The organism is Lelliottia sp., from assembly GCF_045627565.1.
Taxonomy (GTDB): domain Bacteria; phylum Pseudomonadota; class Gammaproteobacteria; order Enterobacterales; family Enterobacteriaceae; genus Enterobacter.
The window spans coordinates 1-19,604 of the sequence record NZ_JAZQNX010000006.1 but is presented as its reverse complement, the minus strand read 5'-3'; the positions used below and the strand labels follow the sequence as shown (position 1 = coordinate 19,604).

19 protein-coding genes are annotated in these 19,604 nt (G+C 53.7%); 9 read left to right on the top strand and 10 right to left on the bottom strand.

All coding sequences use genetic code 11. The features are described from left to right. Nucleotides 1-12: 12 nt before the first annotated feature. The 4 genes from ACKI5T_RS04365 to ACKI5T_RS04350 form a co-directional block, all read right to left on the bottom strand. Nucleotides 13-1,719 carry a ShlB/FhaC/HecB family hemolysin secretion/activation protein gene (locus tag ACKI5T_RS04365; RefSeq protein WP_407435814.1) on the bottom strand — a complete coding sequence of 569 codons (1,707 nt, stop codon included), beginning with the start codon at nucleotides 1,717-1,719 and terminating at the stop codon, nucleotides 13-15. 164 nt (nucleotides 1,720-1,883) lie between these two features. Beyond that, nucleotides 1,884-2,855, bottom strand: coding sequence for a GlxA family transcriptional regulator (locus ACKI5T_RS04360; protein WP_407435812.1), 972 nt, complete (start codon nucleotides 2,853-2,855; stop codon nucleotides 1,884-1,886). A 26-nt stretch (nucleotides 2,856-2,881) separates the two neighbouring features. Then, the gene (locus ACKI5T_RS04355; protein ID WP_407435810.1) at nucleotides 2,882-3,661 is read right to left on the bottom strand and encodes an MBL fold metallo-hydrolase; all 780 of its coding nucleotides are present in this window, start codon (nucleotides 3,659-3,661) and stop codon (nucleotides 2,882-2,884) included. 95 nt (nucleotides 3,662-3,756) lie between these two features. Then, a complete protein-coding gene (locus ACKI5T_RS04350; RefSeq protein ID WP_011915317.1) occupies nucleotides 3,757-4,644 on the bottom strand; it encodes a LysR family transcriptional regulator in 888 nt (295 codons plus the stop codon). 208 nt (nucleotides 4,645-4,852) lie between these two features. Between ACKI5T_RS04350 and ACKI5T_RS04345 the strand changes: the two genes are divergently transcribed. Together ACKI5T_RS04345 and ACKI5T_RS04340 are read left to right on the top strand one after the other, a co-directional pair. Beyond that, nucleotides 4,853-6,055 (top strand): MFS transporter, encoded by a 1,203-nt coding sequence (locus ACKI5T_RS04345; RefSeq protein WP_407435808.1) that lies wholly within the window; start codon nucleotides 4,853-4,855, stop codon nucleotides 6,053-6,055. Beyond that, nucleotides 6,052-7,080 (top strand): alpha/beta hydrolase, encoded by a 1,029-nt coding sequence (locus ACKI5T_RS04340; protein ID WP_407435806.1) that lies wholly within the window; start codon nucleotides 6,052-6,054, stop codon nucleotides 7,078-7,080. Before ACKI5T_RS04345 ends, ACKI5T_RS04340 begins: the two co-directional genes overlap by 4 nt. A 42-nt stretch (nucleotides 7,081-7,122) precedes the next feature. On the opposite strand, the gene nlpA is transcribed toward ACKI5T_RS04340, so the two are convergent. The 4 genes from nlpA to ACKI5T_RS04320 all read right to left on the bottom strand — a co-directional run bounded on the left by nlpA (nucleotide 7,123) and on the right by ACKI5T_RS04320 (nucleotide 11,424). Beyond that, nucleotides 7,123-7,923, bottom strand: a complete 801-nt coding sequence (gene nlpA, locus ACKI5T_RS04335; protein WP_407435804.1) for a lipoprotein NlpA — start codon at nucleotides 7,921-7,923, stop codon at nucleotides 7,123-7,125. A gap of 102 nt (nucleotides 7,924-8,025) precedes the next feature. Beyond that, nucleotides 8,026-9,072 (bottom strand): bifunctional transcriptional activator/DNA repair enzyme AdaA, encoded by a 1,047-nt coding sequence (locus ACKI5T_RS04330; RefSeq protein WP_407435802.1) that lies wholly within the window; start codon nucleotides 9,070-9,072, stop codon nucleotides 8,026-8,028. Then, entirely contained in the window at nucleotides 9,059-9,820 is a 762-nt protein-coding gene (locus ACKI5T_RS04325) for an isocitrate lyase/phosphoenolpyruvate mutase family protein (protein ID WP_407435800.1), read from the bottom strand. Before ACKI5T_RS04325 ends, ACKI5T_RS04330 begins: the two co-directional genes overlap by 14 nt. An 89-nt stretch (nucleotides 9,821-9,909) precedes the next feature. Then, a complete protein-coding gene (locus ACKI5T_RS04320; RefSeq protein WP_407435798.1) occupies nucleotides 9,910-11,424 on the bottom strand; it encodes an MDR family MFS transporter in 1,515 nt (504 codons plus the stop codon). Nucleotides 11,425-11,502: 78 nt separating this feature from the next. Here ACKI5T_RS04320 and ACKI5T_RS04315 point away from each other — a divergent pair, with 78 nt between their 5' ends. Next, nucleotides 11,503-12,162, top strand: a complete 660-nt coding sequence (locus ACKI5T_RS04315; RefSeq protein WP_407435796.1) for a TetR/AcrR family transcriptional regulator — start codon at nucleotides 11,503-11,505, stop codon at nucleotides 12,160-12,162. Here the strand turns inward: ACKI5T_RS04315 and ACKI5T_RS04310 are convergent. Next, the gene (locus ACKI5T_RS04310) at nucleotides 12,159-12,578 is read right to left on the bottom strand and encodes a GNAT family N-acetyltransferase (RefSeq protein WP_407435794.1); all 420 of its coding nucleotides are present in this window, start codon (nucleotides 12,576-12,578) and stop codon (nucleotides 12,159-12,161) included. The two genes, ACKI5T_RS04315 and ACKI5T_RS04310, sit on opposite strands and share 4 nt — an antisense overlap. A gap of 253 nt (nucleotides 12,579-12,831) precedes the next feature. On the opposite strand from ACKI5T_RS04310, the gene ACKI5T_RS04305 reads away from it, so the two are divergent. Beyond that, complete coding sequence (locus ACKI5T_RS04305; RefSeq protein ID WP_407435792.1) at nucleotides 12,832-13,128, top strand: YicS family protein; 297 nt, start codon at nucleotides 12,832-12,834, stop codon at nucleotides 13,126-13,128. 27 nt (nucleotides 13,129-13,155) lie between these two features. On the opposite strand, the gene ACKI5T_RS04300 is transcribed toward ACKI5T_RS04305, so the two are convergent. Beyond that, on the bottom strand, nucleotides 13,156-14,106 hold the full coding sequence (locus ACKI5T_RS04300; RefSeq protein ID WP_133632223.1) for a LacI family DNA-binding transcriptional regulator: 951 nt from the start codon (nucleotides 14,104-14,106) through the stop codon (nucleotides 13,156-13,158). Nucleotides 14,107-14,399: 293 nt separating this feature from the next. On the opposite strand from ACKI5T_RS04300, the gene ACKI5T_RS04295 reads away from it, so the two are divergent. The 5 genes from ACKI5T_RS04295 (at nucleotide 14,400) to ACKI5T_RS04275 (ending at nucleotide 19,306) form a co-directional block, all read left to right on the top strand. Further along, nucleotides 14,400-14,714: a PTS sugar transporter subunit IIB gene (locus ACKI5T_RS04295; RefSeq protein WP_407435791.1), complete on the top strand. Its 315-nt coding sequence runs from the start codon at nucleotides 14,400-14,402 to the stop codon at nucleotides 14,712-14,714. A 12-nt stretch (nucleotides 14,715-14,726) separates the two neighbouring features. After that, the gene (locus ACKI5T_RS04290; protein WP_407435789.1) at nucleotides 14,727-16,052 is read left to right on the top strand and encodes a PTS sugar transporter subunit IIC; all 1,326 of its coding nucleotides are present in this window, start codon (nucleotides 14,727-14,729) and stop codon (nucleotides 16,050-16,052) included. 17 nt (nucleotides 16,053-16,069) lie between these two features. Beyond that, nucleotides 16,070-17,458 carry a glycoside hydrolase family 1 protein gene (locus tag ACKI5T_RS04285; protein ID WP_407435787.1) on the top strand — a complete coding sequence of 463 codons (1,389 nt, stop codon included), beginning with the start codon at nucleotides 16,070-16,072 and terminating at the stop codon, nucleotides 17,456-17,458. Nucleotides 17,459-17,464: 6 nt separating this feature from the next. Further along, nucleotides 17,465-17,767, top strand: a complete 303-nt coding sequence (locus ACKI5T_RS04280; protein ID WP_072241990.1) for a PTS lactose/cellobiose transporter subunit IIA — start codon at nucleotides 17,465-17,467, stop codon at nucleotides 17,765-17,767. A gap of 159 nt (nucleotides 17,768-17,926) precedes the next feature. After that, nucleotides 17,927-19,306, top strand: coding sequence for a carbohydrate porin (locus ACKI5T_RS04275; protein ID WP_407435785.1), 1,380 nt, complete (start codon nucleotides 17,927-17,929; stop codon nucleotides 19,304-19,306). Nucleotides 19,307-19,604: the final 298 nt, after the last annotated feature.

The following is a 19,604-nucleotide window of genomic DNA, read 5'->3' as shown; positions in this document are numbered from 1 at the left end:
CGTGTGATTCTCTTAAAGCGTGAAAGCGATGCGCCAGTTGACGCTGACGTGATCGGGACCAAGCCAGTCGGGATAATCCACCGGTGTACCCACTGAAATCTGGCTGCTGTACCAGCGGCCTGAACTGCTGAGACCAATCGACGTGCCCCACAGGGTGCCGGAGGCAAAGCGATCTTCACGGTCTTTTTCCAGCCAGCCGCCGTCGAATGCGACGGTCGCGCTGACTTGTCCGATCACCGGCAACGTGAAAAGCGTGTAGCCGAGTTCGTTGCGCAGATAGCCGCCGTTGTCGCCGGAAAGATATTGTTCTTTAAAGCCACGCACCGAGCTTTCGCCGCCGAGCGTCAGGCGTTCTGCGCCGTACAAACGATCGGGTGACCACTGGCCGTAGGCACTCGTTAGCCACCACAAACTCGTGGTCAGAGGACGCTGAAAACTGGCGTTCATACTCCACTTGCTGAACAGCGCACGCGGCGCATCGCCGATTTTGTCTTCATCGGTTTCGCCGTTAAACCAGGGCATGCCGTGGCTGTAAGTGGGGTTGAGTGTCGCCACGCCACCGGCCATTTTTTGCGTGTGGGTGATGCCGAGGATCAGGCTGGAGAGATTTCGCGTGCTGCTTTGTAGCGGCGCATCGTTAAGCCAGTTGCGACTTGATCGCTGCACCACACCGGCCGCCAAACCTGTTTTCACGTCGCCGTTGCGATAGACAACCCAGGAAGCATTCAGGCGGTGCGTTTTGGTGTCACCCCTCGAAACCCACAGGTATCCAACGTTGTCGATGGTGGTGCGGTAGTTGCTCCACGCGTAGCTGTAGTCGAGCAGACCATAGCCGAACGGCACGCTCACGCCCGCCTGGAAATTTTGCGCATCATAGGGCGTGGCGAAATCGCTGCTGCGACCGCCGCTGACAAACCATTTATCGGCCACACCGAGCATATTATTGCCGGTCAGCGAGCCATTGAGTTGTTCTTCACCCGTACTCTTCTGGCCGCTATTATCCAGACTGATTGATGCACTTAACGGAAATTCAGGCTGTGCGGTAAGATTAACCACTGAATAACCAGGCTGCGATGCGGGAATAATTTCAATTTGTACCGGCTGGGCACGCAAACGATTAATTTGCTCCATGCCTTGTTCTATATCGCGTAAATTAAGTACGCGATCTTTCAACCCAGGAAACGCCATTTTCAGCATAAAGGGCGTTTTACCTTCCAGACGAATTTCGGCGAGTTTGCCTTCAAGCACCACAATATTGAGCTGACCGCTCGAGAGATCTTGTTCCGTCAGAAAAGCACGGCTGGTAATGTACCCCCGGCTGATATACCAGTCAGAAATCACCGTCGTTAATTCGGTTATTTTTGCCATGTCCAGGCACTGGCCTTCCCACGGCGAAATCAGCCTGTGCTGGGCTTTGGCGGTGATTAAGGTCACACCGGTTAACGTAATTTTCTCAATACGAAAGCACGGCCCAGAGCCTGCTAATACAGGCTTTTGTGGGGACGTTTCGGGCAAGCGGATAGTGCGTTCCAGTTCATCACGCTGCTGCTGGTTTTGTAATAACAGCTGCTGTTGCTGCTGCTGAATAGCATCACGATCCGCCGGAGAGAGAGGGGCAGCGTGTAGCGTAAAAGAAAAAATGCCTATCCATAGAATAGCGAAAATATAATTTACAGATGAAATTATTATAAATTTAAAAGTGCTAAACGCCTTGTTCATCTTTCCCTGAATAAAACATTGCTGAATATTTTGCGGACTATAAGACGAGTCTTATTCAGGGTGTACTGAATTTAAGTTAGGCGTTATTTTTTTGCACAATATGTGATTTAGATTAAATATTGAGTTCTGTTTAGAGGGATATTTAATATATTGTTACCGCGTGACTACCGCTCGCCTATATCTGTGCCGCTGGTACGAAATGTTTTTCGCCATTCCACCGGGCTAACGCCAAAACGCGCTTTAAACTGCTGGCGATAGGTTACCGCAGAGAGAAATCCCACCTGTTCCGCCACGGATTCAATCGGCAGATCTCCTGCTTCCAGTAAAATCTGGCTGCGACGCAGGCGCTCGGCGGTGAGCCAGTCGGCCACGCTCATCCCCGTCGCCTTTATAAAATGACGCGTCAGCGTGCGGCGGCTCATCGACACCACGGCGGCCAGCGAGTCGAGATGATGCGGTTCACGAATGTGTTTTTGCAGATAGTCGATCAGACAATTTATACGCGCATCGCGGGTGTTTTCCGGAATCGGCTGTTCGATAAATTGCGCCTGCCCACCCTCACGGTGCGGCGGAACGATCATTCGTCGGGCAATTTGATTGGCGACCACGCTGCCAAAGCGCTGGCGAATAATATACAGGCAGCAATCCAGCGCCGCTGCGGTTCCTGCCGACGTGATAATCCGATCGTCATCAACATATAACGCGTTGATATCGAGCTGAACCTCTGGGAAAAGCGTCTGAAACTGGCGTTCGAACTCCCAGTGGGTTGCCGCACGTTTACCGTCCAGGATGCCAGCATATCCCAGCACGAAAGAACCCAAACACAGACCGACAATTTCTGCGCCGTTTTCGCGGGCCTGCACCAGACTGTCGAGCAGAGTCTGTGGAGGGCGTTCAAGAACGTGCCGCCAGTAAGGCACCACCACAATGTCGGCCTGCGGAATGACGGAGTAATCTGCGGTGGCGCTAAGCGCAAAACCCTCGCGAGACGTCAACATCCCCGGGGTTTCGGCACAGATCTGCACGTTAAAGCGCTTTTCCCCTGAAACCGTATCGCCAAACAGAATGCAGGGAACGGAGTAGTGAAACGGGCTAAAGCCCTCCACCGCGACAATCGCCACGTTTGCTATTTTCACGCTTTCTCCCTCCCCCGGCCTGATACTTAAAATATAACGGTTTCGCCGTCCTGCGGAATACTAAGCACATCGCTCATCTGATTGGCATCAGCATATTCACGTAATGCGCTGCGCGTCAGCAGACAGTGGTTGATTGCCTCCATGTGCGTGGCGACAATCCTGGCCTGCGGCAGCAGAAAGTGGACGTTCAGCACATCTTCCTGACCCATAATAATGGGGCCAAATCCAATGACATGCGCATAACCGGCATTCAGTACCACCACATCCGGCTGCTGTTTTTGCAGTTCGACGGCAACGTCCGCACGCCAGAGGGTGTCTCCCGCAATAAAAAGCGTTTTTTCATCAGGGTGGCGAAACACCACGCCGCACGCCTCACCCAAACGCTCCGCCAGCTCCGGCACGGCATAGGCGCGGTCGGTGCCGTGTTGACCACCGTGAGTTTTGCTTAGTTGAATGTCACCAAAGCGGCTGTTTTCCGTCATCACAGTCAGATTGTGGAAGCCCTGCGAGCGCAGCAGATCCGCATCGCTGTCGTTTTGCACGTAGATCGGTTTGTCTTTGCCGATCAGATCGATGGCTGCCCGATCCCAGTGATCGTCATGCGTATGGGTGACGATGATGGCATCAACATCCAGAATGGTTTCAACGTCAAAAGGTAAATCGACCATTGGGTTACGGATTTCAGCCCGCGCCGTGCCTGGAAAACCCGGGTAAGCATCTTTGGCGGCTAACATCGGGTCAATTAAAAAGCGTCGACCCGCGTAAGTTATGATTTGGGTAGCGTTACGGATTTGGGTAATTTTCATGGTTATTCCTCTATCAGATGATGCAAAAAGAATAACCCGCCCTCACGCCGCAATATGTGGGCTCATGGGCGATGATCGATGGAATCGGGCCAATTTTACCGCACCCGTAATGCCTCCATCACCAGAGAAAAGGCCGGTGACGGCTGTTTACGGCTGGGGTAATAAAGGTAATAACCGGGAAACGGCTGGCACCACGGCTCAAGGACGCGAATGAGCCGCCCGGCAGCAATATGATCGCCAAACTCTTCTTCCGGTAAAAACGCCACACCAAAGCCTGCCAGCGCCGCATCCACGATATGATCTGAGGTGTTAAAGGTCAGTTGCCCGCTGACGCGCACGTTCAGATCGCCGCCGTCCTGATCGAAATCCCAGACATACAATCCGCCTGATTTAATTTGACGTTGATTAATGCATTGATGCTGCGTGAGTTCGTGCGGCGTTTGCGGAATGGGAAATCGAGAGAAATAGTCTGGAGAGGCCACCGCCGCCATCCGCAGCTGCGGGCCGATAGGCACGGCGATCATGTCTTTATCGATGGTGTCGCCCATGCGCACCCCGGCATCAAAACGATCGGCGACAATATCGCGAAAACCATGATTCGCGTCGAACTCAACGTGAATATCAGGGTATTCCCGCAAAAGCGGCGTTAATTTCGGAAAGAGCGTTTCTTTAAGGACGCTCGGTCCGCAGGTGATCCGCACCGTGCCCGCAGGTTTGTCGCGCAGTTCACTTAGCATATCCAGCTCCGCTTCTATTTCATCAAAACGGTTACCGATCGCGTTTAAAAGACGTTCTCCGGCAGCGGTCGGCGACACGCTGCGCGTCGTGCGCGTCAGCAGGCGGATTTGCATCCGGTTTTCCAGGCCAGTAATCGCCTGACTCAAGGCGGGTTGCGTCACGCCCAGCTGCGCCGCCGCGCGGGTAAAACTCCCCTCGCGCGCGACAGTGACGAAAGCAAACAGATCGTTAAGATTGCGCTTCATCTCGTTCTCTTTTAGTCCGATTAATAAGCATCACTTATAAGCCCATTAAGTATTGATTAGCTAGTCAAACCCTAACCCGCGTGTAAAAATTTTCACCACTGACAGACATCAAACACACCTAATTTCACCTGCTCGCGTTATTCCCCTGAATGGCGCACGGCCCCGGCTTGCCCAAATTTGGCCAACATGATCAACAAGGTAATGAGATATGACCGCAATCTTAAACGAAACACCTGCGCGCCAGATGCGTGCTTACTGGAGCGGCGTGCTGGCAATGACGCTGTGCGCGTTCGCGCTTGTGGCCTCAGAATTTATGCCTGTCAGCCTGCTGACGCCGGTGTCACATGATTTGGGTGTCAGCGAAGGACTGGCTGGACTCGGAATGGCTATTTCAGGTGCTTTCGCGGTGGTGATGAGTCTTTCCCTTTCGACACTTGCGGGCAGCATGAACCGCAAATATTTGCTGCTCGGCATGACCGTGCTGATGGCGGTGTCGGGTCTGATCATCGCGCTCGCGCCTAATTACCCCCTTTATATGGCGGGACGCGCGTTAATTGGCGTGGCGATTGGGGGATTTTGGTCGCTATCGGCCGCCACCGCCATTCGGCTTGTGCCGCTGCATCAGGTGCCGCGCGCGCTGGCGATTTTCAACGGCGGAAATGCCCTGGCCACCGTTGTCGCCGCCCCGCTCGGTAGCTGGCTGGGATCGACAATCGGCTGGCGCGGTGCATTTTTCTGTCTGGTTCCCGTGGCGCTTATCGCGTTCGTCTGGCAGTGGTTCAGCCTGCCTGCCATGTCAACGGAAAATAATAGAAGGCGCTCCGGCAGCGTTTTCTCACTTCTGAAGACACCGCTGGTCGCAAAAGGCATGGCGGCGTGCGGGATTTTCTTTATGGGGCAGTTTGCGCTGTTCACCTATGTTCGACCTTTTCTGGAAACCGTCACCGTGGTCAGCGCGCCAATTCTGTCCCTGATGTTGCTGATTATTGGCGTCGCGGGCTTCATTGGCACGCTGCTGATCGGTACGTTTTTGCAATCCGGATTTTATCGCACGCTGATTGTTATCCCCCTGGTGATGGCGCTGATTACCGCCGCGCTGATGGGTTTCGGCCACAGCCTGACTGCCGTCGCCATTCTGCTGGGCATCTGGGGGCTGGTCGCGACAGCCGCTCCCGTCGGCTGGTGGACATGGGTGGCCAGAACGCTTCCTGACGATGCCGAAGCAGGCGGTGGCCTGATGGTGGCCGTGGTGCAACTCTCCCTCGCGCTCGGTTCCACCGTCGGCGGCCTGGCTTTCGACTACAGCGGCTGGCAGACCACTTTTGCACTTAGCGGAGCATTGCTCATCACCGCCGCATTACTAGCCTTTTTCACCTCACGCAACGACACACACAACAGGAGTTCATCATGAAAAGATTCACCATGGCGCTGGGGTTGCTGATCGGCACCTTTGCCGTATCCGCCGCCGATATGTCTAATGGCGCTGATAATTTCTTTAAAAGCGAGAAAGTGACTCAGCAAAAAGTAACGTTCAAAAATCAGTATCAGATGAACGTCGTCGGTAATTTGTTTATGCCGAAAGGGATGGATCAGAACGCTAAACATCCGGCGATTGTCATCGGGCATCCGATGGGCGCGGTGAAAGAGCAAAGCTCGAATCTGTATGCGCAAAAGCTGGCTGAACAAGGGTTTGTCACGCTGGCGATTGATCTCTCTTTCTGGGGCGAAAGTGAAGGCAAACCAGGGCATCTGGTCTCGCCGGAAATTTACGCCGACGATTTTAGCGCCGCAGTGGATTATCTGAGCACACAGCCATTTGTTGATCCGGAAAATATTGGCGCACTGGGTATCTGCGGAAGCGGCAGCTTCGTGATAAGCGCGGCCAAAATTGACCCGCGCATGAAAGCCATCGCCACGGTTAGCATGTATGACATGGGCTCTGCGTTGCGCAATGGGCTGAATCATCGTTTCTCACTTGAGCAGCGCAAGGCACTGATTAAATCAGCCGTCGATCAGCGTTTGAACGAGTTTAAAGGCGGTGAGATCGCCTATGTTCCTGGAACGGTTAATAAAATCGATGCCTCAACGCCGGAAATCCAGCGCGAGTTCTTTGATTTTTACCGCACCGCGCGCGGCGGTTTTACGCCGAAGGGCGAGAAAGAAGCGCTGACCACTAAACCGATGTTAAGCAGCATAGGTAAGTTTATGAACTTCTATCCGTTCAACGACATCGAGACCATTTCTCCGCGTCCGATGCTGTTTATCACCGGCGATAAAGCGCATTCAAAAGAATTTAGCGAAGACGCCTACAAACGCGCCGGACAACCCAAAGAGCTGGTCGTGGTACCGAACGCTGGCCACGTAGATCTGTACGACCGTACCGACCTGATTCCGTTTGCTAAGTTGACGTCGTTCTTCCAGGGCAATCTGAAGTAACCCAAAGAGGCGTGTAACGTAACGTTATAGGCCTTTCTTTCATTACCAGCCCGGAACGGCCCCGCCGTTGAAGATTTTTTCCGCCGCTTTCGCCACTTCCGGCGACTGATACGACTGAATAAATTCCTTTACGTTCTCTGCGTCTTTGTTGTCTTCGCGCGTCACGACAATGTTCACGTAAGGCGAGTTTTTATCTTCGATAAATACGCCGTCATGCACAGGCGACAGGCCCGTTTGCTGGAGATAGGTGGTGCTGATAATCGCCACGTCCACTTTAGGGTCGTCCAGCACACGCGGGAGTTGCGCGCCTTCCAGCTCCATGATTTTCAGGTTCTTCGGATTGGCGGTGATGTCCAGCGCCGTCGGCAGCAGCCCGGTATCGGGTTTAAGCGTGATCAGTTTTTGATTTTGCAGCAGCAACAGCGCACGGCCAAGGTTGGTCGGATCGTTTGGAATAGCAATCGTTGCGCCGTCTTGCAGCTCGGAAACGGATTTCACCTTGCGCGAGTACCCCGCCATCGGGAAGACAAACGTATTGGCGACCGCCACCAGCTTATAGTTGTGCGCTTTGTTATCCTCGGACAGGAACGGACGATGCTGGAACACGTTCGCATCCAGTTCGCCCTGATTGGTCGCATCGTTTGGCAGAAGTGAGCCACTGAAGCCCACCAGCTCGACCTCCAGACCGTATTTCTCTTTCGCCACTTTTTTGGCAACTTCTGCCACATCTTGCTCTGCGCCGTTGATTACGCCGACTTTAATATGTTTGGCATTACTGCCGCTTTGGTCACAGCCCGCGAGCAGCAGGCCCGCCAGCAGTAATGCACCGAATTTCAGTTTCACGAGACCATTCCTTTTGATAGACGTTTTCACGACTATATCGATAACGCAGCGGCGGGCGAAAAACCGAAAAGGAATCAATCAGAAGAAAAAGGTATATCCCGCTCAACGGTGCTTTTTTTCGTGGGCGATAAGCCACGCTTTACGCGCTATTCCGCCGCCATACCCGGTCAATGAACCGTCTTTGCCGATAATGCGATGGCAGGGAATAACGATCGCGACTCGGTTTGCGCCGTTTGCCCCCGCCACGGCACGCACCGCTGCGGGTTTGTCGATCTGTTTTGCCAGCGCCTGATAATGCGACGTTTCACCAAAAGGCACGGTCTGTAACGCGTCCCAGACGGTGCGCTGAAACTCACTTCCTGGCATATCAAGGGCGATATCAAATTGCTGACGAGTGCCCGCAAAATATTCCCCTATCTCCGTTTCCATCTGACGGGTATGCCGATTTTCACCTGCCATGATTCTGGCCTTCAGCAAACGCTGCAAGTCACTGAACTCGGTTTCCAGCATCCGCCTGTCGACAAATTCCAGCAAACAGACGCCGCGCTCCGTCGCACACACAAACATCGGGCCGAGAGGCGTGGTGAAACGATGGATCAGAATCACCTGGCGGCTTTCGCTCGGCGCATGCCCTGTGAGTTTTTTACAGGTGTAACCGAATCCGCTTAAGGATTCATAGCCGCTGTCGAACGCGACTTCGGTGGCCGTGCGGCCACTTTTTAGCGCCTGCAGCGCCACGTTAACCCGCTGCATCCGCTGAAATGCCTGAAAGGTCATGCCATGGTTTTGCAAAAACCAGCGGCGGACGCGCTCCGGGCCGATCCCTTGTTGGCGCAGCTCAGTGTCACTCACGCGCGCTTTTGGATTCTCACGCAGTATACGGAGTGCCTGCACGATGAAATCCGGGGCGGTAAAGGCATTTTCAGTGGGACGACACACTTTGCAGGGGCGGAAACCTGCATCCAGCGCAGATTTAAAATCATCATAAAAATCGACGTTTTCACGCTTTGGCTTGCGCGCCCGGCAGACCGAGATGCAGAAGACGCCGGTGGTTCTGACGCCCACGAAAAAGACGCCCGTGAACTCCGTCGCGCGGTCGAGCAACGCCTGATACCAGGTATCGCACTGGCTGCTGTCAGTGACTTTCATGGCTGAAAACTCCCGCGAAGGACTGCTCATTTTGGATCGTTAACAGTAAATCCTTTAGCCGCGTTTGTATCGCAGAATGGACAAAATTTCCCATGGAGATACGCCGCACGCCTGATGCGGCGAGCGTGCCGAAATCGGCCAGATCGGGCATACACATCACATTCAGCGGCAGGGGAACATCACGAACGAGCGCGCGGATATCCTGTTCACGGGTTACGCCAGGCACGAAAAACCCGTCAGCGCCGTTCGCCGCATACAAGAGACCGCGGCGGCGGGTCTCGTTCAGCGCGTTGTCGTCATTTAACAAAAAACCGTCGGTGCGAATATTCAGGAACATTTCAGGGCACGCCTGGCGAATTTGCCCGAGCTTTGTGGCAAATGCAGAAGCATTTTCCGGCTGACGTTCGCCGTGGATCACTCGGCTGTCTTCAAGATTGATGCCCACGACGCCGAGCTGCGCCAGACGCTGGATATTTTCAATGATGCCGGTTGTCGTTTCGCTATAGCCGGCTTCCAGATCGACACTGAGCGGTAACGCGGTGACCGCCCGAATACGTGTCACTATAAATAAAAGCTCATCAAACGAGATAGCCTCGCCGTCGTCGTAACCCAGCATGGCGGCAATCGCCGCGCTGGATGTGCCGAGGGCACGATATCCGGCCTGGTGTGCAGCCAGGGCGCTACTGGCATCCCAGACGTTGGCGATAATAAGCGGTGCGGTTTGGTGATGAAGCGCGGCAAAGTGCATGGTTGTCTCCGGTTATAGGGTGTGCCTGATGAGTGTGGCGCGTTCGACTCATCCCCCACAACCGAAAATCGGACGACCATTTTTATGTGCTACGGATGCGCATTATCCCGGCGCAGCGGCGATTCACGTAAAAACCATGACAGGACAAACGCCAGTACCATAATCCCTGCCGCCATTAAGAATACGGCATGGATCGCCGCCCCAAATGCATCCAGATAGCTGAGACGCAGGGCGTCCGGCAGATGGTGAATGGCGACCGGATTGAGTTCGCGCGGCAGTTCTGTCCCTTCCGGTAAGCGTTCAATCAGTCCGGATTGCAGAACATGCGTGAACACGGCACCAAACAGCGCGACGCCAATCGCCCCGCCAATCGAGCGGAACAGCGTCACCCCGGACGTGGCCACGCCATACTGACTGGACGAAACGCTATTTTGCACCGCCAGTACCAGCACCTGCATCACCAGCCCTAACCCCATCCCCAATACGCCGGTAAACAGGTACAGCTGCCAGGTCGGCGAATCAATGGTGATCCGTGTCAGTAACGCCATACCGATCACGCCCAAAAGAGTGCCGAGAATCGGAAACAGACGGTATTTCCCGGTGCGGCTGATAATGCGCCCGCTGACGATCGAGGTCAGCAGCAGGCCGCCCATCAGCGGGATCAGCTGTAGCCCCGCCTGCGTCGGGGTGGCATTTTTGACCACCTGCAAATAGAGCGGCAGGAACGTTACCGAGCCAAACAGCGACATCCCGATGATAAAGCCGATCAGGCTGCACAGCAGGAAGCTGCGATCGCGGAACAGCGACAGGGGAATAATCGGCTCCCACGCCAGGCGCTCTTCATAAATAAACCCGGCAATCCCCGTCAGCCCGAAGGCTAAAATGCACCACAGCTGCGGATCGCTCCATTCGCGTATCGTCCCGCCTTCGGTGGTGAAAAGGATGATACACAGCAGCACCATGCTGAGATAAAACGCCCCCAGATAGTCGATTTCATGCTCGCTGCGTTTGCCGCTACTGTGAAACACCGCGCCGATGACCATCAAGGCAAACAATCCCAGCGGCAGATTGATATAAAAAATCCAGCGCCAGGAAGCGTGCTGCACGATAAAGCCGCCGATCAGCGGCCCGATGACGGTCGCCAGGCCAAACACGCCGCCGAACAACCCCTGATAGCGGCCACGGTCGGCAGGAGGAATCACATCCGCCACTGCCGCCATGCTGATCACCATCAGCCCACCGCCACCCAGGCCTTGCAGGGCGCGCATGAGCACCAGTTGCGTCATATTTTGCGCCAGCCCGCAGAGCGCGGAACCCACAAGGAAGAGTACAATCGCGATTTGCAGAACCATTTTTCGGCCAAACAGATCGCCAAACTTACCGTACAGCGGTACGGCAATCGTTGAGCTGAGAATATACGCGGTGACCACCCACGAAAGCTTATCCAGGCCGCCCAACTCACCCACAATCGTGGGCAGCGCCGTGGAAACAATGGTTTGGTCGAGCGCGGATAACAGCATGACCAGGAGTAACGCGCTGAACAGCAGCCGGATCGAGGGGGCGTTTTTGCCGACAGCGGGTTGAGTCGTCGAGTCAGACGCCATAAGACACCACTTGAAATTAATTAATGAGATAATTAATATTCATCCAAGTGATGAATCACGTCAAGGAATCCGCATACTATGCCAGCACAAAAGGACCATTCTGAATCCACGCCGCAGGGCCGTCGCCCCGGACGCCCGCGTGGAACAAAGCCCACAGCCACCGGCCGGGAACGATTGCTGGATATTGCCCTTGATCTGTTTTCCCGCCAGGGCATCGCGAATACGTCGCTCAACGCCATTGCAAAAGAAGCGGGCGTGACGCCAGCCATGCTGCATTACTATTTCAATTCTCGTGAGCAACTGCTCGACGCGATGGTTGAGGAGCGTTTCCTGCCACTTCGCAGCGCGATCGGCGCGGTTTTTGACGCACACCCGGATGATCCCGTCACGGCCCTGACATTGATGGTAAAAAAACTGGCGGAACTCGCCGGGCAATATCACTGGTTCGCGCCGCTGTGGATGCAGGAAGTCATTGGCGAAATGCCGGTGCTGCGCACCCATCTACAGGCACGCTTTGGTGATGATAAATATCAGGCGACGCTTGCCAGCATTGCGCGCTGGCAACAGGAGGGCAAACTGAACCGCGAGCTTGCGCCAGAGTTGCTCTTCACCACCTTATTAAGCCTGGTGCTGGTGCCATTCTCGCGGATGCGCAACGACGAAAGGCTAAAAGTGCTCTCACCGGAAATTATCGTGAGACATGCGCTGGCCGTGATTGGCGAGGGGATCGGCGGTTAGAGCGCCTTCGACAGGTAATGGCGCTGCATGCCTTTCAGCGGGAAATCATCCAGGGTCATTTGCAGCCGATAGCCCTGTTTTTCATAAAACGGGCGCGCCTGAAAGCTAAACGTGTCCACCAGCGCGTGCAGGCATCCCATGCGTTTTGACTCCTCTTCGGCGGCCTGCATAATTTGACTCCCGAGTCCGGTGCCGCGCGCATCGCTGCTGACCCACAAATAATCAATATTCAGCCATTCCCCTTTGCGGTTGCCAATCAGCCCACCGATCATCACGCCATCTTCATCACGCGCATAAACCGCCACGTCTCCGCTCACGTTGGCAAAATTAATATACTGACGGTTGTGAGAACGTAATCCGCTCAGGAGTTCATCTTTCTCATGGGCAGTAATCGTGTTAGTGACGCTCAGTTGCATTCTTATCTCCTTGTTTTTAGCGCAATGATTCACTCAAGAATAATTCCCCGGCCCCATAAATAGCAAACTCACCGCGTGCATTTTCAGCAGCGAATAAATATTTTTTCAGGCAATAGAGCGCGGCAAAATCTGCGGCTACGCTTAAAACGTCTCATACCCGCGAACGATCAATTTCATACTTTCGACTTGAATCGCAACCATGAATGTAACTATATATTTCAGAAGACAATGCGTGTTTTTTTCGGGGGTTTCAATGAAAGTTGCACACCTGTTTTGCCTGGTTGTCTGTTTGCTTTTTGCCGCCTTCGTCCATGCGAAGGAGACGCGGGATCCGGCTAAAGATGAGAAAATTAAACAAGTCGTGATGAAAGATATTAAAAAAGTCTGTTCGCCTCAGAGCAAGCAGACCGATAAACAGTGGCAGACCATGATTTTGTCTTCGGAGGCGAATAAGCTGCTGATTAAAAACGCCATGCTGGCGATGGAACGCGACAATCTGGATAACTACTGGGAGGCGGTGGGAAAGGTCGATTGCATGGAAGATTACTGAGCGTGAAGCCGAAGCTTCACGCTTTTTTTAACGCTTACGGATATCCGGGATAATCAAATCACCCCGCAAAACGTATGAACCGAGCATCTGCGTTTTTTCATTGAGCCACGCCACAATCCGCGCCGCCATAGCATCCATCGAATACTCAATCGCCGGAATGGTTGGGATCCCTGGCAGATGCAGCGAACCGGCCAGACTAAAGACCATGATGTCTTCCGGCACCGATTTATTGAACGCCTGCAGCTGCGGGATCACGCGATGCGCTTCTTGCTCATCCGCCACCAACAGCGCATTAAAATTCAGCGTTGTGGCGTTATTGAGCAATTCCTGCAACGCCACGGATGACGATGTGGCGTCCATAAACACCAGATTACGATTAAACGGCAGGAAGTTTTTCTCCAGCGCGTGTTTATACCCGAGCAGCACCTGATCGGCAAAACCACTGCCCTGCGGCTGGATCAGCGCAATCTGACGGCGGCCCTGGCTGGTAAGATAATTACAGGCGGTTTCGGCGGCAAAGGCGTGATCAAACTGGATGCTATTGGCGTAATCTGACTCCATGCAGTCCACCAGAATGACGTTTTCCTGATCGACATGCAGAGGGAAACGCGCACCGATAATCAGGATGTCATCGCAAAGTCCGCAGGAGAGTTCATCAAGTGCATTCAGCACTTCACTTTTCGTGTTTGCGAAGCGCAGCAGCAGGTGTTTTTGATGCTGACTGAGCTGTTTTTCCAGCGCGTACAGATAACCGGTCGTCTGGTTGATATTATCCTGCGCGCAAATAACACCGATACAGCCGGTCGATTGGCTCAGCAGCGACTGCGCAATGACGTTTGGCCGATAGTTCAGCTCATCCGCCGCTTTTAATACGGCCTCACGGCTGGCTTCCTTAACGCCGCGCGACCCGCTCAACACCCGTGATACCGTGGCTTTTGACACCCCGGCCAGACGTGATACATCGTTGATTGTAGACATCATATTCCCCTGACAGGACCCACGTAGTCCTGTAATTCCAGTTACCGCTTCGGCTCACATTATAGCCAATCAGGAGTATATCCGTTTCCGTTTTCCATGGAAACCGATTTTCCGTTTCCACTCATTTTGATATCAAAAACGCCAAATTTCGTGACGCAAATCCTATTAATAAGCCCCATAAGCAACGGACTTTGAAGGGTGTCACACTTCTGTCCTTTATGGATGGAAACCGGTTTCCATATGTTATCCAATCATCCCCGCAATAACTTTTTACATTTATAGGATGGTTGTCGATGTTCAAGATTATGCTGTGCTGCTCTGCCGGGATGTCCACCAGCCTGCTGGTGAGGAAAATGGTTGAAGCTGCAGAAGAACGCGGTCTACCTGTGAAGATTGATGCGTACGGTGTATCCGAATTTGATACGCAGTTTCCGCAATACCAGGTCGTGCTTCTCGGACCCCAAGTGAAATACATGTTAAAGACACTCGCAGACAAGGCTGCTACGCAAGGTATTCCGGTACAAGCCATCGATATGATGGACTACGGAATGCAGCGTGGTGATAAGGTTCTGGACTACGCTCTGTCGCTCATCGAAGCGTCACACTAAGAAGGTGTTCTCATGAGTTCGTTATATCAATCCATGGTTGCGGTGATTGAGCAGTCCATTACCCCGCTGGCGGCCAAGCTCGGTCAGCAAAAGTATGTGATTGCGATCCGTGACGGCTTTACCGCCGCCCTGCCGTTTATGATCATCGGCTCGTTTATGCTGGTGTTCATCTTCCCGCCGTTCTCTGCGGACACGACCAACAGTTTTGCGCGCGGCTGGCTTGATTTCTCCCAGACCTACCGCGAACAGCTGATGCTGCCGTTTAACCTCAGCATGGGCGTGATGACCTTCTTTATCTCGGTGGGCATTGGTGCAAGCCTGGGCCGCCAGTTTAATCTCGATCCGGTGATGTCAGGCCTGCTGGCGTTTATGGCGTTCCTGCTGGTCGCCGCGCCGTATGCCGACGGTAAAATCTCCACGCAGTACATGTCCGGCCAGGGCATTTTCACCGCGCTGATTACCGCTATCTACTCCACCCGCGTTTACGCGTGGCTGAAGGAAAACAAAGTGACGATCCGTCTGCCGAAAGAAGTCCCAACCGGCGTGGCGCGTTCCTTTGAAATCCTGATCCCTGTCATGGTCGTTATCGGTACGCTGCACCCGTTGAACCTGTTCATCGAAGCGCAGACCGGCATGATTATCCCGCAGGCGATTATGCACCTGCTGGAGCCGCTGGTTTCTGCATCAGATTCCCTGCCTGCCATTCTGCTTTCCGTCCTGCTGTGCCAGATCTTCTGGTTCGCGGGTATCCATGGTTCGCTGATTGTCACCGGCATTATGAACCCGTTCTGGATGGCGAACCTGTCGGCAAACCAGGCTGCACTGGCGGCTGGCGCGGCGCTTCCACACGTTTATCTGCAAGGTTTCTGGGATCACTACCTGCTGATTGGTGGCGTGGGCTCGACTCTGCCGCTGGCGTTCCTGCTGCTGCGTAGCCGTGTGGCGCACCTGCGCACTATCGGCAAAATGGGCGTGGTGCCAAGCTTCTTTAACATCAACGAACCGATTCTGTTCGGCGCACCGATTATCATGAACCCAATGCTGTTCCTCCCGTTTGTGTTCGTGCCGTTGATTAACGCCTGCCTGGCGTATGGCGCCACCAAACTCGGCTGGATCGCACAAGTTGTCTCTCTGACGCCATGGACTACGCCTGCCCCAATCGGCGCATCGTGGGCCGCCAACTGGGCGTTTAGTCCGGTCGTGATGTGCGTTATTTGTATGGTGATGTCAGCAATCATGTATCTGCCGTTCCTGCGTGCTTACGAGCGTTCTTTGATGAAAAACGAAGAGCAAAAAGCCCAGGCGACCGTGGGTGCAGTTGAGACTGCAAGTCATTAAGTCAAAGAGGAAGCATCATGAAATATTCATTTCCCGATAACTTTTGGTGGGGCAGCGCAAGCTCCGCTTTGCAAACCGAAGGGGAAAGCCAGGGCGACGGCAAGGGACTGACCACCTGGGATCACTGGTTCGGCCGCGAGCCAAACCGTTTTCACCAGGGCGTGGGGCCGCAGGATACCTCAACGTTCTGTCAGAACTGGAAAGCGGACATTCAGCTGTTGAAACAGCTGAACCATAACAGCTTTCGCACCTCGATTAGCTGGGCGCGTCTGATCCCCGACGGTGTCGGCGAAGTGAATCCGCAGGCGGTAGACTTTTACAATCAGGTGTTCGACGAGCTGCTTGAGCAGGGCATTACACCGTTCATCACCCTGTTCCACTTCGACATGCCGATGGCGATGCAGGAGATTGGCGGCTGGGAAAACCGTGACGTCGTGGCGGCGTATTCCCGCTACGCGCAGATTTGCTTTGAGCTGTTTGGCGATCGCGTGCTGCACTGGTTTACCTTCAACGAGCCGATTGTGCCGGTAGAAGGCGGTTATCTTTACGACTTCCATTATCCGAACGTGGTGGATTTCCGTCGTGCGGCGACCGTCGCGTACAACACGGTGCTGGCTCATGCGCAGGCGGTTCGCGCCTTCCGCGCCGGGCATTATCCCGGTGAAATTGGCATCGTGCTGAACCTGACGCCGTCGTATCCGCGGTCGCAAAACCCGCAGGATGTGAAAGCTGCGCACTATGCGGACCTGATGTTTAACCGCAGCTTCCTCGATCCGGTGCTGCGTGGTGAATATCCGGCCGATTTGGTCGCGCTGTTGAAGTCCTACGAGCAGCTTCCTGCCTGTCAGCCTGACGACAGCGCGGTGATTGCGGAAGGCACCATCGATTTGCTCGGCATTAACTACTATCAGCCGCGTCGCGTGAAATGTCGTGACAGCGCGGTGAATCCTAAGGCGCCGTTTATGCCGGAGTGGTTCTTTGATAATTACGAAATGCCAGGCCGTAAAATGAATCCGTACCGTGGCTGGGAAATCTACGAGCCGGGTATTTACGATATTCTCGTTAATCTGCGGGAAAATTACGGCAACCCACGCTGCTTTATTTCTGAAAATGGTATGGGTGTCGAAAACGAGCAGCGTTTTATTGAAAACGGTCAAATTAACGATCAGTATCGTATCGACTTTATTTCCGAACATCTTAAATGGGTACACAAAGGTATTAGCGAAGGCAGTAACTGTCTTGGCTACCATATGTGGACATTTATTGATAACTGGTCATGGTGTAATGCGTACAAAAATCGCTACGGCTTTATTCAGCTGGATCTGGCGACGCAGAAACGCACCATTAAGAAAAGTGGAGAATGGTTTGCTGCCACTTCTCTGAATAATAGTTTTGATAAAGAGTAATGAATGATGATCGCATTAGAAGAAGCCGTAATGGAAATTATCGTCAATGCGGGTCAGTCGCGCAGCCTGTGCTTTGAAGCACTGCACGCTGCGCGTCAGGGCAATCTTGACGAAGCAAAAAGTCTGCTGCGCGAGGCCGATGGCTACGCGCGCCAGGCACACCATATGCAAACCAAGCTCATCGAACAGGACGCGGGCGAAGCCCGTCAGCCGATGACTTTAATTATGGTGCATGCCCAGGATCATTTAATGAACTCGCTGCTGGCCCGTGAATTATCCGAAGAGATTATTCACCTGTATCAGCGTTAATAATTAAATATCAGTGATGGAGAAATCGTTACGATAATACTGTAGACCCTCTGTACCTATAAAATATCGACCCCCCTTATTTGGTGATAGCGACAATTCATGTCAGTCCAGAATGGGACGGTTATTGTCTGAATAAAATTTAAATATATTGAGATGACAATGAAAATTATTAAAAAACTTCCATTAACAATGGCGGTTATCGCCGCGCTTTGCCCAATTTCTGTACTTGCGCAGGATTTCACACAAGAGCAAATCGACGCCATTGTGGCCAAAGCGGTGGATAAAGCCCTGGCAGAGCGTCAGGCAAAAATGGACGCTGCCGTCGCCAAAAAAGTCGACGTGGTGACGGAGCCGCAAAGCGCGGCGCAATCGCCAGATATGGCGATTCCCTTTGGCGTTAAATTTACCGGTTATGCCCGCTACGGCGCACATTTCCAGGCTGCCGACCAGAAATACGTCGCCGTCGACGGTTCCTATAATGGCGGCTCCGCGATTGGTCGTCTGGGTAACGAAGGCAACGGCGGTGAATTCCAGCTCTCGAAAGCCTTCAAAGGCGAGAACGGCGCGATCTGGGACATCAACGTCATGATCGACCACTGGGGCGACGAAGTTAACCTCAAAAAAGCTTACGCTGGCGTGACCAATATTATGGAATCCAACCCGAACGCCTATTTCTGGGCCGGTCGTGATTTCCACCAGCGCCCACAACAGGGCATCAACGATTACTTCTGGATGAACCACGACGGCCAGGGCGCCGGGGTGAAGAACTTCGACATCGGTGGCGTGCAGTTTGACGTCGCGACCGTTGCCGCCGTTGAATCCTGTAATCCGGAAATTGAAAACGATGGCTCTAACCCATCGCGCATTTCCTGTACCGGCGGTTCCGGCACGGGCGATAAAGGCAACTATGCGGCAACCTCCAAAATCCACGGCATGAAGCTCGGCCCAATAGATCTGGAACTGTACGCTAACTACGGCTTTGACTCGAAAGCCATCGAAAGCGATGAACGCCTGAACGCCTGGCAGGGCGGCGTGGTGCTGAGCCACACCAACGACAGCGGCGTGAACAAAGTCATCGCCCGTTACTCTGATAACTCAGACAACAGCGTGTTCAACAAAACCGAAGACTTGACCACGGTATACGCGAGCTTCGAAGGGTTGTATAAATTCACCCAGGCAACACAGGTGGAGTACATCCTGGCCTTCCACGACTATGACAATAGCCGCGACAACACCGACAACCGCAAAAACTACAATGCGATTGTGCGTCCAATGCACTGGTGGAACGACGTTCACTCTACCTGGCTGGAAGCAGGCTGGCAGCATGTTGACTATGACAACGGCGGCGATAACAAAGGCTGGAAGCTGACGCTCTCCCAGAACATGTCTATCGCAATGGGACCGGAATTCCGTCCGATGCTGCGCTTTTACGTGACCGGCGGCAAGGTGGATAACCAGCGCACCGCGCGCGTAAATGGCACCAAAGACGAAACGCTCGACGATTTCAACGTCGGTGCGATGTGGGAAGCCTGGTTCTAAGCAAGCTAAACGCATAACGGCAACCAGACGGTTGCCGTTTTAGTCTTTTCCCCCTCTTCCCGTGGGAGAAGGCCGGCGTGAGGGCATCACACCGCACAGGATAAACGCAAAACGGCAACCAGACGGCTGCCGTTTTAGTATCTTCTCCCTCTCCCGTGGGAGAGGGCCGGGGTGAGCAGCTGTGTTCAAAGTCAACGGCTGACTGCTATTCTGCCACCCATTTTTTATTGTCCCGCACCATCGCATTCAGGATTGTCACCAGCTTCCTGACACAGGCCGTCATCGCCACCTTAAACGC